Origin of the sequence: uncultured Veillonella sp. (assembly GCF_900545795.1) — a bacterium.
Taxonomy (GTDB): domain Bacteria; phylum Bacillota; class Negativicutes; order Veillonellales; family Veillonellaceae; genus Veillonella_A.
In genome coordinates this window covers 115,142-131,729 of record NZ_URAR01000005.1, presented here as the reverse complement: position 1 = coordinate 131,729, position 16,588 = coordinate 115,142, and the positions used below count along the sequence as shown (strand labels likewise).

10 protein-coding genes are annotated in these 16,588 nt (G+C 38.6%); 9 read left to right on the top strand and 1 reads right to left on the bottom strand.

Annotation, left to right across the window (positions count from 1 at the left end; translation table 11 throughout):
• The 8 genes from QZR90_RS04155 to QZR90_RS04120 form a co-directional block, all read left to right on the top strand.
• On the top strand, positions 1-4,096 hold a 4,096-nt coding region (locus QZR90_RS04155; RefSeq protein WP_295789096.1), incomplete at its 5' end, for a YadA-like family protein.
• A 162-nt stretch (positions 4,097-4,258) separates the two neighbouring features.
• Positions 4,259-4,975 (top strand): TVP38/TMEM64 family protein, encoded by a 717-nt coding sequence (locus QZR90_RS04150; RefSeq protein WP_295789093.1) that lies wholly within the window; start codon positions 4,259-4,261, stop codon positions 4,973-4,975.
• A 69-nt stretch (positions 4,976-5,044) separates the two neighbouring features.
• The gene (locus QZR90_RS04145) at positions 5,045-6,247 is read left to right on the top strand and encodes a PLP-dependent aminotransferase family protein (RefSeq protein ID WP_295789091.1); all 1,203 of its coding nucleotides are present in this window, start codon (positions 5,045-5,047) and stop codon (positions 6,245-6,247) included.
• Positions 6,248-6,478: 231 nt separating this feature from the next.
• Complete coding sequence (locus QZR90_RS04140) at positions 6,479-7,306, top strand: Mrp/NBP35 family ATP-binding protein (RefSeq protein WP_295789089.1); 828 nt, start codon at positions 6,479-6,481, stop codon at positions 7,304-7,306.
• A gap of 174 nt (positions 7,307-7,480) precedes the next feature.
• Positions 7,481-8,881: an anion permease gene (locus QZR90_RS04135; RefSeq protein WP_307984886.1), complete on the top strand. Its 1,401-nt coding sequence runs from the start codon at positions 7,481-7,483 to the stop codon at positions 8,879-8,881.
• Positions 8,882-9,002: 121 nt separating this feature from the next.
• Positions 9,003-10,295 carry a M18 family aminopeptidase gene (locus QZR90_RS04130; RefSeq protein ID WP_295789082.1) on the top strand — a complete coding sequence of 431 codons (1,293 nt, stop codon included), beginning with the start codon at positions 9,003-9,005 and terminating at the stop codon, positions 10,293-10,295.
• Positions 10,296-10,304: 9 nt separating this feature from the next.
• Positions 10,305-11,003 carry a hypothetical protein gene (locus QZR90_RS04125; protein WP_295789080.1) on the top strand — a complete coding sequence of 233 codons (699 nt, stop codon included), beginning with the start codon at positions 10,305-10,307 and terminating at the stop codon, positions 11,001-11,003.
• Positions 11,004-11,195: 192 nt separating this feature from the next.
• Positions 11,196-14,642, top strand: a complete 3,447-nt coding sequence (locus QZR90_RS04120; RefSeq protein ID WP_295789078.1) for a pyruvate carboxylase — start codon at positions 11,196-11,198, stop codon at positions 14,640-14,642.
• Between the two features lie 250 nt (positions 14,643-14,892).
• Here the strand turns inward: QZR90_RS04120 and QZR90_RS04115 are convergent, their stop codons facing one another.
• A complete protein-coding gene (locus tag QZR90_RS04115; protein WP_295789076.1) occupies positions 14,893-15,465 on the bottom strand; it encodes a GNAT family N-acetyltransferase in 573 nt (190 codons plus the stop codon).
• A gap of 233 nt (positions 15,466-15,698) precedes the next feature.
• On the opposite strand from QZR90_RS04115, the gene QZR90_RS04110 reads away from it, so the two are divergent.
• Entirely contained in the window at positions 15,699-16,529 is an 831-nt protein-coding gene (locus QZR90_RS04110; protein WP_295789074.1) for a MerR family transcriptional regulator, read from the top strand.
• Positions 16,530-16,588 lie beyond the last annotated feature (59 nt).

Genomic DNA, 16,588 nt, shown 5'->3' with positions numbered 1-16,588 from the left:
TGCATTAGGCTATAGTGCAACAGCAACATCTGATCGGGCTACTGCATTAGGATACCGTTCGAAGAGTAATGGCTTTGCTAGTTCTGCCGTAGGCAATGAAGCAAAGGCTAATGGATATGAAAGCCTTTCTATGGGACGAGAGGCTGAAGCTAATCGTATTTCCTCTGTTGCTATAGGCCGTAGTGCTAAAGTGTCTTCTATGGGAGGGGTGGCTCTAGGTGAATTATCAGTAGCAGGTACAGAGTCGACTCAATTAGGTTATAATCCCCTTTCTAACGCTCAACTTACAGCTAATTCGGCAATTATGGGCTTATCTGATGCAGATAGAGCAACTCTAGCTGATTTAGGTCCAAAAGTGCAAAAATTAAAAGATGAATATATAGCTAAAGAAACAGCTTATAATGATCGAATTACTACATTAAATAATGAATTAGCGCAGACGACTAAAAACTTTACGCTAGGGTCCCCTAAAACTGAAGAAGAAAAAACTGCCATTAGCGAAAAGATCAAAGCATTAACTTCGGAACGAGGTAAGCTTGAGAAAGAGCTTAGAACGGCTAAAAAAGCGTATATAGAAAGTGCTGATTTTAAAGCTTATGCAGCTTTAGTATCTACTTGGGAATCTACTGAAGGAGCTATTGCCATTGGTGATAACTCAACAGGTATTACTCGTCAAATCACAGGTGTAGCAGCTGGTACAGCTGATACCGATGCAGTGAATGTGGCGCAATTAAAAGCAGCTAAAGTAGAAGTGCTTCAAGGCGATAATGTGACTGTAAGTACAAATACTAAGGATGGGTATACTAAATATACTGTAAGTGCTGCAGACAATGATACTAAAGTAAATTCTGGCAGTATTACATATGATGCTAAAGGTGCAGGCTCGTTTATTTTGAATACTGAAAATAACGGTACTAATGATACCATTAAGATTGATGGCCTTAAAAATACATATGTAACTGATGCAGCCTTGAAAGATAATACATTAACAATTACTCGCAATGATGGTGAAACCTTCACTGTAAAAAATCTAGCCACTAAAAATGATGTTGCTGATGCGAAGGCTCATTATGTAAGTATTAATACGACTGAAAAAGCGGCAGGCACAAATTATGATAATGATGGTGCTACTGGTACTGATGCCATTGCTATTGGTGGAAAAGCTAAGGCAGAAGGTAAATCAACTGTGGCATTGGGCCATCAAAGTATGGCTAAGCGAGAAAATGATATTGCCATTGGTGAACGTGCTGAAACTATGGGGATTCCAACTAATTTAAGTATGCCAGATAGTTATGGCGGTAGCGCTATTGCTATTGGGGTAGCGGCGAAAACATTTCAATTAGCCGGCATTGCCATTGGTTCATCATCTGTGGCAGGAGCCGGTAATACACTAGCTATTGGCCCAGCAGCTAAGGCTTATAGTGAATATGGTGTAGCTCTTGGCTATACTACGGAAGCGGCTGGTCGTCGCTCTGTAGCCGTAGGTCATATGGCTAAAAGCCAAGCGTACTATGGTTTTGCTGGTGGTGATCGGAGTAAGGCTAACGGTTATGGTAGTATTGCCATTGGTTCAGAAGCAAACAGTACTGAAATGGGCACTATTGCCTTGGGGATGAACTCAAAGGCAAGTCTTATGGGCAGTGTAGCATTAGGTGAACGCTCTGTTACCAATACAGCAGATGGTGTTTTAGGCTACAATCCAGCAACGAATGCAGTATTGGAATCACATAATGATATTACAGGCTTATCTGATGCGGATAAAACTAAATTAGCTGACTTAGCCGCTAAGGTAGAGCCTTTAAAAACTGACTATGTAAATAAAGAAACAACGTATCATGAAAATCTTACAAAGATTAATACACAGATAAAAAATTTAAAAGAGAGCCTAATAAAAACAGCACAAACTGATGAGCAGAAACAAGAAATTAATAAAAAAATTAGTGACTTAACTAAAGAAAGAAGTAAAGCTGAGACGGATATTACTAAAGCGCGTAAAGCTTACTATGATAGTAAAGAATTTAAAGACTATGCTGCTTTAGTATCCACTTGGGAGTCTACTGAAGGATCTATTGCCGTTGGTGATACTGCAACAGGTATTACACGTCAAATCACTGGTGTAGCTGTCGGTACAGCGGACACCGATGCAGTGAATGTAGCACAGCTTAAAAATGCTCGTGTAAGTTTTGCCGATGCTAATACAAATGTTACAGTAGAAGATGTAACTGCTAATACACCAGATGCAGTTGGTACAGTATATAAACTTAGTGCTGAAAAAGCTGTAGTAGCAGCTAATGGGGATTCATTAAAATTAACCACTAATTCAGACACAGATACTCTTATAACTACATATACATTAGATTTAGCAGATGGCATTAAAAATAAGATTGCTAATGCAGCCGATACTTCTTTAAGTAATTTAACTCAAGAAGGGGAAGCTAAGCTTATAGCTCTTGCTAAAGACACTGCTGTAGGAGCTATTAAAGTGACAAGTGCTGATACAGCGTTAGTTTCTATTGATCCTGATACAACATCTGAAACTGGTGTAACAAATTATAAAGTAGGCCTTAGTGATGGCGTAAAAACTAAGATAGACCGCGTAGAAACTGTTACTGTAGGCACTTCTGGAAATTTAATTTTAGATGATTCGAAAACTAATAGTTCTACAGGTAAAGAATTCCTTGTTGATTTAAATAAAAACTTAACTTTAACAGATGGTAGTCTTACATTAAGCAGTGTTGTAGAGGGCAATACAAAGACTGTAAAATTGACTAGCACCGGTTTAGATATGGGTGGTAATACAATTACTCATGTAGCACCTGGTCGCATTGCGGAAGATTCTACTGATGCAGTGAATGGCAGTCAATTACATGATATTGCCACTAAAGTTGACGCTATGACAGGTGATAAGGGGAGTATCACTACAATTCAAGGGGATATTTCTAAAGTAAAAGATGAGGTAACTCAAGCAAAAGGCGATATTAATACTATCCAAGGTGATATTTCTACTATTAACCAAAATTTAGAAAATAAAGCAAATACTGATTTAGGTAATATTACAGCTGAGGGTAAAAATGTAGTAAAAGACTTAGCTCGTGAAGCGGTGACTGTTACAGCTGAAAAAGATAGTAAATACATTTCCGTACAACCAAAACCTAATGATGCAGCTCATAGCATTAATTATGAAGTCGGATTTGATTATGAAGCACTTAAAACTGACTTAGGTACTGGTGACACTGGCTTTGTTACAGGCAATACTTTACAAGATGCCATTGATAAAGCTGTAGAAGGCGTAGTAGCAGGCCAAGCCACCGATGACCATATTAAAGAATTAGCTAAAGAGTCTGTCAAACTCGTAGATGGCACAAATACAACAGTTGAAGTTGTTAACGATAGTACTGATGGAGAAGCAAAAACCTATGCTGTGAATGTATCTGACGATGCTATCAAAGCGGCTGTTAAGCCTGAGCTTGATAATAAGGCTAATGTTGATGGATCTAATTTAGTATTATCTGATGAATCCGTAAGCAAGCTTAAAGATCAATTAGGTGTAAATACTGTAGATGCTCAAGTTGGCGAAGTAACTGATCGTGTAGACAATTTAGAAAATAATGTCATGACACTTAATGACAATGTAAACTCTGTTAATAATCGTGTAAATAAATTAGACAGACGTGTAGATAAGGTGGGCGCTTCGGCTGCTGCATTAGCTGCTTTACATCCACTTCAATTTGATGAAAATGACAAGTTTACTGTAGCTGCTGGTGTAGGCAATTATAAAGGGGAGCAAGCTGTTGCTTTAGGCGGTTTCTATCAAGCTAACGAAGACTTACTCTTCAGTGTTGGCGGTACACTTGGAGATGAAAAAATGGTCAATGCGGGAGTATCTGTTCGCTTTGGGCAAAAAGGTGATGGTATACGACCAAGTGCTCCTAATGCAGTGCGCGAATTAACTGACCAAGTAGCTTCTTTAAAAGCTAAGAATACAGCGCTTGAAAGTACTGTAGCAGATCAAGAAGGGCGCTTAGCGGCACAACAGACTGAATTAGAACAACAACGGGCCTTGATTGAGCAGTTGATGTCTAAAGTCGGAATGTAATACATAGGAATAGAATATTGATAACAGCAGGATATTTATAGTAGCAGTAGCTTTATAGCTGTAGTATATTTATATTTCTCTGTTAGAAGAAAACCTTCTATGGTACAATAGTGTACTATAGAAGGTTTTTTATCTATAACAGGTGTTAATAAGGAAGAGGATATGAAAGCTGAAACTAAAGTACGCATAATTGTGGGGATTATAGCCATACTATTACTGGGCAGTCTTGAGATTTTTGTGCCTGGTTTTTATGGACAGATGATAGATTTACTAGGCACAGGTGATGTGCATCATATTGCAGAAGTATTACAAAGCTATGGTCCATGGGCTATTGTCATCAGCTTCGTGCTCGATGTCATTATCAATATAGCTGGATTTTTGCCCTCCATATTTTTCTCTACTGCTAATGGCTTAATTTTTGGCCTTGTGCCAGGTATTATTATCTCCTGGCTAGCGGAGACATTGGGGGTCATCATTAGCTTCTTAATTATGCGTTACTTCTTACGCGATACAGCTGAGAAATTAATTCAAAAGAGTAAGTTTTTGCTTAAGGTGGATGATTTCAGTAGCAAAAATGGTTTAGTTGTCATGTTATTTGCTCGTACGATTCCCTATTTTCCATCAGGTATTATTACAGCCTTAGGTGCCATTAGTCGCATTAGTTTAAGAGATTATGCTATTGCTAACTTAATTGGTAAGTTTCCATCTACCGCTTTAGAAGTAGTCGTAGGGCATGATGCGGTGATGTTACATGAGCATTTAGACCGCTTGACTATCATTATAGTGGTGGCTACGATTGTGTATATTGCAGCTTGGTATATATATAAGCACTATATGAAAAAGCGTGAAGCACAAAAAGAAAATAAAACAAATGATTGAGTAAAAGGTAGGGGTACTATTTATGACAATAGGCATAAATTGAGTACCGAAGTAGAAAGGAAGAGAGTTATGAAATTTCAGTACACATTACCAGAAAAGGCACAGTTGAAAGGGCCTAATTTTATCCGTGAAGTATTTGAACGAGGTGCAAAAATTCCAGGCTTCATTAGCTTTGGCATTGGTAATCCAGCCTCGGAGGCTATTCCAGTGGAAGCTATTCAAAAAGCCTTTGATGAAGTGGTGCATACGAATCCAATTGAGATTTTGCAATATGGTCCTATGATGGGGGATGACCATTTACGGGAGCAAACCATTGAGCGCTTAGTAAAAGTACGTCAAATGCCACGAGAAGGGCAGCAATTATTGCTTTCCATTGGTGCTGGTCAAGACTTAGGTTTAGTGCCACGCACTCTTTGTAATCCTGGTGATGAAGTATATATGGATACGTATACCTTTACAAGTGCTATAGGTGCGGTAAAAAATATGGGAGCTGTACCAGTAGCTGTAGAGGGCGATGAGCAAGGGATGGACCCAGAGGCACTTCGTAGAGCAATTCAGAAGAGCCAAGGAAAAGGACGCTATATATATTTAATTCCTAATTTCCAAAATCCAACTGGCCTTACTATGCCATTGGCACGACGTAAAGAAATTTATGCTGTAGCTGCAGAGTTTGGTCTCTTTATTTATGAAGACGATCCATATGGAGAAATTCGTTTCACCGATGAAATAGTACCAACATTTAAATCCTTTGATGTGGATAATCGTGTCATTTACGCAGGCTCCTATTCTAAGACTTTATCGGCAGGTTTGCGTGTTGGTTTCTTATATGGCCCAGAAGAGGTAATTGAAGCGATTCAGCGCATTAAAAATAGCTCTGATGGTCAAATGCCTTTAGTGACTCAACGTGTAGTGTCTCATTTATTAGACTATATAGATTATGATGCGCAAATTGAACGCGTGTCTCGTATTTATAAAGAAAAAGCTGATTTAATGATGCAAACCTTTAAAGCTCATGGTAGTGATGCGGTGAAGTTTATTGAGCCAACAGGTGGCATGTTTATTTGGATGACTATGCCAGATTCTGTAAATTGTGATGAGTTCTTTGAACTTTGTATGGAGCATAAGGTAGGCATTGTAAAAGGTGCAGCCTTTGCGACTGATGGCCGTACAACTTGCCAAGATTTTCGCTTAAGCTTTACATTCCCTTCGAAAGAACAAATTGAAGCAGGCATGAAAATTGTAGGCCAACTATCTAAACAGTATATTAAATAATAAGTTGAACTAATAAAATTAATTAAAACAGGTTAACTAATAGTTAAACGGAATAGAAAAAGCCCCGAGTCTATGCAGTTTTTGCATGTCCGGGGCTTTTCGTTGAACTTACTAGTTGATTATGATACACTTACCCTAGGCATGCTAACAGTCTTGTTTGAATCATGCCAGTATAATTGATATATCTAAATAGTTCTTATATGATGAAACTATTTGAAAGTAGGTGTAATTATGAGTTGTGGCAGTTCAGGTGGCTGCGGTGGCTGCGCATCCAAATCTTCTTGCGGTAGCGCACAACAAGCGCCTCAAGATTTAATGGCGCAATTAAGTGAATTTAGTAGTGTTAAACATGTTATCGGTGTAGTGAGCGGTAAAGGTGGGGTTGGTAAATCCCTCGTTACTAGTTTGCTAGCCATTACTATGGCACGCCGTGGGTTTAAAGTAGGTATTCTAGATGGTGATATTACAGGTCCTTCTATTCCTAAAGTATTTGGGATTAAAGGGAAGGCTCCTGCTGATGAACTAGGAATGCATCCATTGACTTCTGAAGGTGGCGTTGACATTATGTCTGTTAACCTTTTACTAGAAAATGAATCTGACCCTGTTTTATGGCGTGGTCCTGTTGTAGGCAATGTAGTAAAACAATTTTATACAGATGTTATTTGGAAGGATATTGACTATCTATTTGTAGATATGCCTCCAGGAACAGGCGATGTAGCTATCACTGTATTCCAATCACTTCCACTTGATGGCATTGTAGTTGTTACTTCACCACAGGATTTGGTTTCTATGATTGTTGAGAAAGCTGTTAAAATGGCTGAACTCATGCAAATTCCTATCATTGGTGCTGTAGAAAACTTCTCCTATTTCCATTGTCCAGATAATGGTAAAGATTATAAAATCTTTGGTGAAAGCCATATTGATGAAGTATTAGAGAAATATGGTTTATTGCTATTAGGCCGTCTCCCAATTGATCCTAAAGTAGCAGAACTTTGCGACGCAGGTAAGTTGGAGCAAATTGAAAAGACGAACCTAGAACAAGTTGAGCTACCTCAATAGTATGAGAGCCTATCACGGACGTGACAGGGGAATGTACTAGGGAATTCATACAACTAAGTTGAATTCAAAAAACTGCTTATCTGTTAGGTTATAAGATAAGCAGTTTTTTGTTTTTATAAGTAAAGGGATATCATAAAAGTAGACAAAGTTGTTTAAAAAAGGGTGGGGCATGATATGAAGAAGTATATGTCATGGATTATTCCGATAGTTGTCGGTTTAATCATTTGGTTTGTGCCAGTACCAGAGGGATTAAAACCTCAAGCGTGGCACTTATTTGCAATTTTTGCAGGCACTATTTTAGGTTTTATATTACAACCATTACCGATTGGTGCTATTTCGATTTTAAGTATTGTCATTGCAGCTGTTACGAATACATTAAAAATTGGTGATGGCTTAGCTGGTTTTGCCAATACATCTATTTGGTTGATTGTAGCAGCGTTCTTATTTTCCCGTGGATTCATTAAAACAGGTTTAGGACGTCGTATTGCATACACTTTGATTAAAGCAGTAGGTAGCAATTCGTTAAAATTGTCCTATGCACTTGTAGTTAGTGATTTTATCTTATCTCCAGCTACACCTTCCAATACAGCTCGTGCAGGTGGGGTTATTTTCCCAATTACTCGTTCCTTAGCATCAGCTTTTGGTTCGGAACCAGGCGATACAGCTCGTAAAATCGGAGCATTTCTTATCCAATCGATTTATCAAGGCAATGTAATTACCTCCGCTATGTTTATGACATCTATGGCGGGCAATACATTAATTGCTTCCTTAGTAGCTGAGTCCTTTGGTGTTAATATTACTTGGGGCGGTTGGGCTATGGCTGCTATTGTGCCAGGCTTAGTAGCTTTAATTGTAATGCCACTTGTGCTTTACAAGATTTATCCGCCAGAATTAAAAGATACTCGCGAAGTACAAGCTCATATTGCGGAAGAACTTAAAAACTTAGGGGCTATGAGTTTTGCTGAAAAAGTAATGCTTGGCGTATTTATTTTATCTTTAATTCTCTGGGCTACTGGCCAATTTACAGGTCTTAACGCTACGACAGTAGCATTACTAGGCGTTGGTATTTTACTTGTTACTAAAGTTCTTCTTTGGTCTGATGTTACCGAAGAAAAAGGTGGCTGGGATACATTAGTTTGGATGGGTACTATGATTGCCCTAGCAGGCCAACTTAATAAAACTGGTTTTATTAAATGGTTTGCGACTATCGTAGGTGCGGAAGTATCTGGTATTAACTGGATTGCAGCATTTATTATTTTAATCCTTATCTATATGTACTCTCATTATATTTTTGCAAGCTTAACCGTACATATTACAGCTATGTATGTAGCCTTTGTAGCGGTGGCTATTGGTGTGGGGACACCTCCAATGCTTGCCATGCTTGCATTCGCTTTCTTCTCTAACTTATGCATGAGTTTAACACATTATGCAGCTGGTCCATCACCTATTTGCTTTAATGCAGGGTATATGACCCAAAATACTTGGTGGCGACTCGGCTTTATTGCATCTGTAATTAACATCATTATTTGGTTAGGTCTCGGCACTGTATGGTGGAAAGTATTAGGCCTTTGGTAATTTAGGTTATACGAGGTTTATGATATCTCTTTGAGCGAGGATCCATTGGGTCCTCGCTTTTTAGTTTTACGCTAAAATGTGTTATAATTAAATGTACATTGTCTAGTTCAAGAGGTGAATTATGAACACAATAGCAAAGTTATTAGAATATATTGATAGAAGCACTTCGCCGTACCATACTGTAATGGCCTCGGCGGATTTTTTACAGCGTGCAGGTTTTAAAGAAATCACCTTAGGTGAAGAGTGGAATTTAACGCCTGGCGACTATTTTGTGAAAGTGTATGACTCTACCTTAGTGGCCTTTCACATTGGTCAGCATATGAGAGAGTCTCTTCATGTAGGCTCAGCTCATACAGATTTTCCAGCCCTTCGCATTAAGCCTAATCCTTTATTAGAAAACAAAGGCTATGGGCGACTTAATGTTGAATCCTATGGCGGTCTCATTTTAAATACTTGGCTTGATCGTCCCTTATCTTTAGCGGGCGTGGTAGTATGCCGCCAAGACGATTTATATGAGCCAAAAGTTCATTATATTGATGTGCAGAGACCTTTATTGACTATTCCTAATTTGGCCATTCACATGAATCGTCAAATCAATGAGGGCGTAGCCTTAAATAAACAAAATCACATGTTACCTATTTTTATGATGATGGGGCAATTACCTGATGAAAGTGCGCCATTAGAGGAAGAATGGCTTAGCTTTTTAAGCGAAGAAGTGCATTGCAATCCAGAGGATATTATTTCCTATGAGTTGACTGTATACCCTGTAGAAGGGGGCACTACATTAGGTCGCAATGATGAGTTTATTAGCTCGCCACGTTTAGATAATTTAACGTCTTGCATGGCTTGTTTAGAAGGGATTAAAGCGGCTAAGGAAGCGAATGTAGATGGCTTGCGCATGATTGCTTTATTTGACAATGAAGAAGTGGGCAGCCGGACTAAACAAGGTGGTGCCTCCATGGTTCTGCCTCAAGTACTAGAGCGCATTTATATGAGTCAAGGCTATACGAAGGAACACATGTATGCCGATATGGCCCGCGGCTTTATGATTTCCTCTGATGTGGCGCATGCATATCATCCAAACTATCCAGAGAAAAATGATATTACTAATTTCCCTATTTTAAATAAAGGGGTAGTCCTTAAAATTGCAGCTAGCCAGTCCTATGCAGGTGATGCTAAGGCCATTGGTGTGGTATCGTCTATCTGTGAAACTGCCAATATTCCGTATCAAGTGTATGTAAATCGCTCGGATATCCCTGGTGGCTCTACAGTGGGCTCCATTTCGTCATCTATTTTGCCAATTCGCACTATGGATGTAGGTGTACCTTTATTAGCGATGCATTCCGCACGAGAAACTATGGGTGCCTTTGATCAAGAGGCATTAGAAAATCTCATGCGCGAGTTTTTAGGTTAGGAAGCGTGTATGTTAATTGAATATACTTTGTACTTATCGGATATACTGCGTACACCTATAGGGCAAATGATTTTAGTAGGTCTTATGTTTTTGACTGGCATCGGCACGTCTTTAGTGCCTGAAACGGTGGCAACTATTTTGCCCCGTTTAGTCGGTCATGTATATAAGCGCATGTACTATGCGATTGGCATGGTGGCATCGGTTATTGTAGTTGGTATAGTAGGATCTTGGATTTTAGGTCCCTATACCATTGGCCGTTGGTCCTATGTGATTTGGAGCTTATTGCTCTTGACTATGGCCTTACAGTCTTTTGAGTGGGTCGCTTTTATCCATCCAGTGCCATTTTCAGCCCGCGAAGATCGACGTATTGAGCGGAAATCTAAGGTGTGGCAGCGCACGCTGTCCATTGTTTGGCGCGGTATCAAAAGTGGTTTAAGTTGGCGCTATGATCGCTTGCCCATTTATATTTGGATTGTAGCGACGTTAGCGGTAGCAGGGTGGAAGCTTGCTTCTATTATGATTATTTCCTTTATTATAGGATATTTAATTCCTGTATTCTGGTTAACAGGTCGTTTGGAGCGCTTAGGGCGCGTAGTAATACAACCTAATTATCGCCTGTACGTACTTTGGTTTAAGCGTATTATGGGCGTTGTTATGGTCTTAGAGGCATTATACTTTTTTGGACTATTCCAGTTGTACCAAGGTTAAGTTTTGATTAGAAGGCTTCTTTAGATGGTAACTATATAGAAGGAGCCACATAGGCTGTAGTATAACAAAGGAATACATGTTCAAAAGTTACATATATGTATCGTGTATACATGAAAAAATAGGTTGTATTCATTATTGAATACTTCTACAATATTAAGTATATCAATATTGAATATTGAGGGAGGAAGTCTGATGAAAGAAATTAAGTCTGTATTGGTAGCGAATCGTGGAGAAATTGCTATTCGCGTATTTCGCGCATGTAATGAAATGGGTATTCGCACAGTAGCTATTTATTCTAAGGAAGATTCGCTGTCATTACATCGTAACCAAGCGGATGAAGCGTATTTAGTTGGCCGTGGTAAAAAGCCAGTAGATGCATATCTTGATATTGAAGATATTATTCGCATCGCTCATGAACATGATGTAGATGCCATTCATCCTGGCTATGGCTTTTTAGCAGAGAACGCTAAATTTGCAAAACGCTGTGAAGAAGAAGGAATTATTTTTATTGGTCCACATCTTGACCATTTGGAAATGTTTGGCGATAAAGTAAATGCTCGTATTCAAGCTAAGTTAGCTGATATTCCAATGATTCCTGGTAGTGATGGCCCTCTTAATAATTTTGAGGAATTAGAAGAGTTTGCTAAAACACATGGCTTCCCACTTATGATTAAAGCCGTTAATGGCGGTGGTGGTCGCGGTATGCGTGCCGTTGAGTCCATGGATGAATTACGCGATGCGTATGACCGCGCTAAATCAGAAGCTAAAATGGCGTTTGGCGATGATGATGTATATGTAGAAAAACTCATCGTAGAACCAAAACATATTGAAGTACAGATTATTGGTGACGAACATGGCAATGTAGTTCATTTACATGAACGCGACTGTTCCGTACAACGTCGTCATCAAAAAGTAGTTGAAATTGCTCCAGCTTGGGCGTTGCCACTAGAAACTCGCGAACGCATTTGTAATGCTGCTGTTAAGCTCATGAAAAATGTAAATTATGTAGGCGCTGGTACCGTTGAATTCTTAGTAACAGCTGATGGCAACTTCTACTTCATAGAAGTAAACCCTCGTATTCAAGTAGAACATACTATTACTGAGCTTGTAACAGGCATTGATATTGTGCATACACAAATTCGCGTTGCCGAAGGATATTCCTTATTTGATGAAGTTGTTGGCATGCCACAACAAGAAGATATTAAATGCATTGGTCAAGCTATTCAATGTCGTATTACTACAGAAGACCCAAGCAATAACTTCATGCCAGACACTGGTAAATTGATGGCTTATCGCTCTAGTGGTGGATTTGGTATTCGTCTTGACGGCGGCAATGCTTTCACAGGGTCCGTTATTACTCCATACTATGATTCTTTATTAGTTAAAGCCTCTTCACATGCATTGACTCCAGAAGACTGTATTAATAAAATGATTCGCTGTCTTCGTGAGTTCCGTATTCGCGGTGTAAAAACTAATATTCATTTCCTTATCAATGTATTGGAAAATCCAACCTTTGTATCCGGTAAATGTAATGTAAACTTCATTGATGAACATCCTGAATTATTCGTGTTCAAACAAGTGCGTGACCGTGGTACTAAAATGATGCGTTATATTGCGAATGTAACGGTAAATGGCTATCAAAACTTAGGGCATGAAGAGTTACCTAATTTTGAACCAATTCAAATGCCACCAATGCTTCCAATGGATCCACCAGCAGGGACTAAGCAAAAGCTTGATGAATTAGGTCCTGAAGGATTCAGTAAATGGTTAATGGGTGAACAAAAGGTATATTTTACTGATACAACATGGCGTGATGCGCATCAATCTTTATTTGCTACACGTCTTCGTACAGCCGATATGGCGCGCGTTGCTGGGGAAGCAGCTCGTGGGGTACCTAATTTATTCTCCCTTGAATGTTGGGGCGGTGCTACATTTGACGTAGCGTATCGCTTCTTACATGAAGATCCATGGGAACGTTTACGCATGTTCCGCAAAGAAGTGCCTAATGTACTATTACAGATGTTGCTTCGCGGTGCTAATGCTGTAGGATACACAAGCTATCCAGACAATGTAGTGCGCAAATTCATTGAATTATCAGCTAAAAATGGTATCGACGTATTCCGCGTATTCGATAGCTTAAACAGCTTAGATAATATGCATGTAGCCATTGATGAAGTACGTAATCAAAATAAAATTGCTGAAGTGGCACTTTGCTATACGGGCGATATTTTAGATGCAAGTCGTACAAAATATAATCTAGATTATTATGTTAAAATGGCGAAAGAAGTGGAAAAAGCTGGTGCTAATATCATTGCGATTAAAGATATGGCAGGCCTTTTAAAACCTCAAGCAGCATATAATTTAGTAGCGGCGCTTAAAGATGCTGTCAATGTGCCAATTCATCTTCATACTCATGAAGGGGCAGGCAATGCGTTATACTCTTTAGGGCGTGCTATTGATGCTGGCGTTGATGTAGTGGATGTGGCATATTCCGCGTTTGCTAATGGTACTAGTCAACCAAGCATGAATTCCTTGTACTATGGTTTAACCGGTCATGAACGTCAACCAGTTCTTGATGCTGAATATATGGAACGAATGAGTGATTATTTTGCGTCCATTCGTCCGTATTACAAAGGTGTGGATAAAACAAATCCATATCCAAGCACTGAAGTGTATCAACATGAAATGCCTGGTGGCCAGTATTCTAACTTGCAACAACAAGCTAAGAGTGTAGGCCTTGGCGAACGTTGGGCTGAAATTAAGAAAATGTATCATCAAGTAAATATGATGTTTGGCGATATTATCAAAGTAACGCCATCCTCTAAAGTAGTTGGTGATATGACTTTATTCATGGTACAAAATGATTTAACTGAAGAAGATGTATATGCTAAAGGGGAAACTCTAGATTTCCCACAATCCGTAGTTGAATTCTTCCAAGGGTATCTAGGTGTACCATATCAAGGCTTCCCTGAAAAATTACAAAAGATTATTTTAAAAGGGAAGAAGCCATTGGCTGGTCGTCCTGGTAAATTCTTAGAACCTGTTGATTTTGAAGATGTGCGTAAACATTTAGTTGAAATGGGCTCTAAAGCTACTGATGAAGATGTAATCGCTTATTGCTTATATCCAAAAGTATTCAGCGATCATGTAGAATTCCTCAGTGATTATGACGATATTTCAACACTTGATACACCAACCTTCTTCTTTGGTATGAAACGTGGTACAGCCATTCATGTAACTATTGAAAAAGGTAAAATGCTCATCATTAAATTGATTCACATTAGTGAAGTCGATGAAGATGGTAATCGTATTGTAAGCTTTGAATTCAATGGTCAGCCGCGCGATATTAAGATTCGCGATAAACATGTGAAGACTACTGGTGTTGTACGTCATAAAGTAGATAAATCACAACCTGGTGAAGTTGGTGCTACATTATCTGGTTCTGTAGTTAAGATTCTTGTAAATAAAGGTCAATTAGTTACTAAAGGTGAACCATTAGTAGTAACAGAAGCTATGAAGATGGAAACAACGATTACCGCTCCAGTAGATGGTTTAGTTGGTGAAATCTACGTGCGTGAAGGCAGCCGCATCGAAAGTGGCGATTGCCTCATTAAGATTCAAGAAGGTCAAGCTAGCTAATTAGATTGATATAATACTAAGGGCTACTAATACTAAAAATGCTAGTAAGGCCTGTCTATCGCACAGTAATGCTAAGCCTCTATATTATATTGGCACATTATAGAGGCGAATAAGAGTTGAGATTAGACATTTAAACTTATAGCCTATAAAAATTAAAAGAGATGTTGTGAAGTGATATATGTCATTTCATAACATCTCTTTTGTGTTATTAAGTTTATACAGCATGACTTCAACTGAAACAGTAGTATAATTAAGAGATATACTTTAATGCTGTAAAGATTGGCTCCAGGGAGTTGTGATATATATGTCGCAAATATGGGCCTAAAAAATTATTCATTAGTTCTGTGTACTCTAGTTCGCTTACTTTGCCATTAGCAGCTAGCATGTCATACACTACACCTGATTCATGGACTGTATAGTGCATAGGCGTATAGCCATTGCGAAAATAAAATTGACTACGCTGGATTCGTTCTTCATAATTGGGGGCTTTTGGGTTTAGCTCTTCCATGTAGAGACAGAGTCGATAGTTCTTAAAATCCCGTTCTATTTGCTGTAAGATTTGACTGCCATAGCCTAAGCCTTGTTGATTTGGTGTAATTGCCATAAACATAATGCAAAGTATATCTCGATGAGGAATTATATAGGCAAAACCAATAAATTGATTTGCCTCATAAAAACTGAGGAGCCAAGCAGAACCAGTAAGTGCACGATATGACAATAAAGGCCAGGGTAATTGCTCTAGCGTAGGGAAGCTATGGCGATATAAGGTTTTTATCTTGTAATAATCTTCTGATTTATTAGTAATGGGAATGTAAGTTAGCATGAGATTTTCCTTTTCGTTAATATAGTAAGTCATTAGAGATAGTAAGTTATAGAGCTAGCAAGTTATTAAAGATAGTAAGTCATTAGAGATGGTATGCTTTGAGCTAGAGTTCTTTTCGTGGAATTTATTGTCATTGAGCTTTCGGCAAATGTAGTATAAACTATAGAGTAAGTCTAGGGTCAATAGTTTTAGAATTAAAAATAGGCTAAATATAATTTACGAAGGAGGATAGCATGCAACGAATTGGTCGTACTCGCTATACAACAGGAGCATTTGCCAAATTATTTGGCATAAATAAAGATACTTTGCTTTATTATGATAAAATAAATCTTTTTAAGCCTGCTATAGTGGGTGAAAATGGCTATCGCTATTATGATGCCAGTCAAATCGAGGTATTCTGGGTTTTATACTCCCTCCGTGAAATGGGCGTATCTATTAAAGAGCTAAGCTCATATACAGAAAATCCTACGCCAGAGCAACTATTTCAATTAATGGCAGAGCAAGAAGTAAAAGTGGCGGAAGAAATAAAGCGATTACAAAAATTACAACATAGTTTGCATTATGTAAAAGAACAAACTCTTGAAGGCTTACATGCGAAAATAGAAGAATTTAATTTTATAGAGTTACAGGATCAGCCTATTGTATATAGTGAGTTTTTAGGAGACGAGGCTGTTACCTCAAATACTTATTGGGGCGAAGCCTACACGAAATTTGTAAAAGATGCTCAAATGTCTGGTGTTGTATATACTGGCTCAGTGCTCGCTGAAGCAGACGTTAAAGCCAATGACTTTACTCGTATCCATCGCCTATATAGGATTACAACTGAAGTCACATCTACCGTGCGACCTGGTGGGCTTTACGCTATAACATATGTGAAGGGATCTTATGAAACATTGATTGACTCATATCCTTATTTAATCCAAAAACTGGAATCTATGGGCTATGAAGTAAATGGTGATATTTTCGAAGAATATACTATCGGACAAGTGGCTACTAAACAGGTGGAACAGTATGTGACAAAACTTTATATTCCAGTTAAGCGAAGCATTGAATATAGTGTATAATAAGAGGGATATAAACAGACTGAAATGAGGCATGAGTAGCCCAATGAGATGAAAAGGAG

Bases quoted from the DNA above. Each gene is read 5' to 3' on its own strand.
- QZR90_RS04150 (WP_295789093.1), top strand. From the start codon at position 4,259: ATGAAAGCTGAAACTAAAGTACGCATAATTGTGGGGATTATAGCCATA.
- QZR90_RS04145 (WP_295789091.1), top strand. From the start codon at position 5,045: ATGAAATTTCAGTACACATTACCAGAAAAGGCACAGTTGAAAGGGCCT.
- QZR90_RS04140 (WP_295789089.1), top strand. From the start codon at position 6,479: ATGAGTTGTGGCAGTTCAGGTGGCTGCGGTGGCTGCGCATCCAAATCT.
- QZR90_RS04135 (WP_307984886.1), top strand. From the start codon at position 7,481: ATGAAGAAGTATATGTCATGGATTATTCCGATAGTTGTCGGTTTAATC.
- QZR90_RS04130 (WP_295789082.1), top strand. From the start codon at position 9,003: ATGAACACAATAGCAAAGTTATTAGAATATATTGATAGAAGCACTTCG.
- QZR90_RS04125 (WP_295789080.1), top strand. From the start codon at position 10,305: ATGTTAATTGAATATACTTTGTACTTATCGGATATACTGCGTACACCT.
- QZR90_RS04120 (WP_295789078.1), top strand. From the start codon at position 11,196: ATGAAAGAAATTAAGTCTGTATTGGTAGCGAATCGTGGAGAAATTGCT.
- QZR90_RS04115 (WP_295789076.1), bottom strand. From the start codon at position 15,465: ATGCTAACTTACATTCCCATTACTAATAAATCAGAAGATTATTACAAG.
- QZR90_RS04110 (WP_295789074.1), top strand. From the start codon at position 15,699: ATGCAACGAATTGGTCGTACTCGCTATACAACAGGAGCATTTGCCAAA.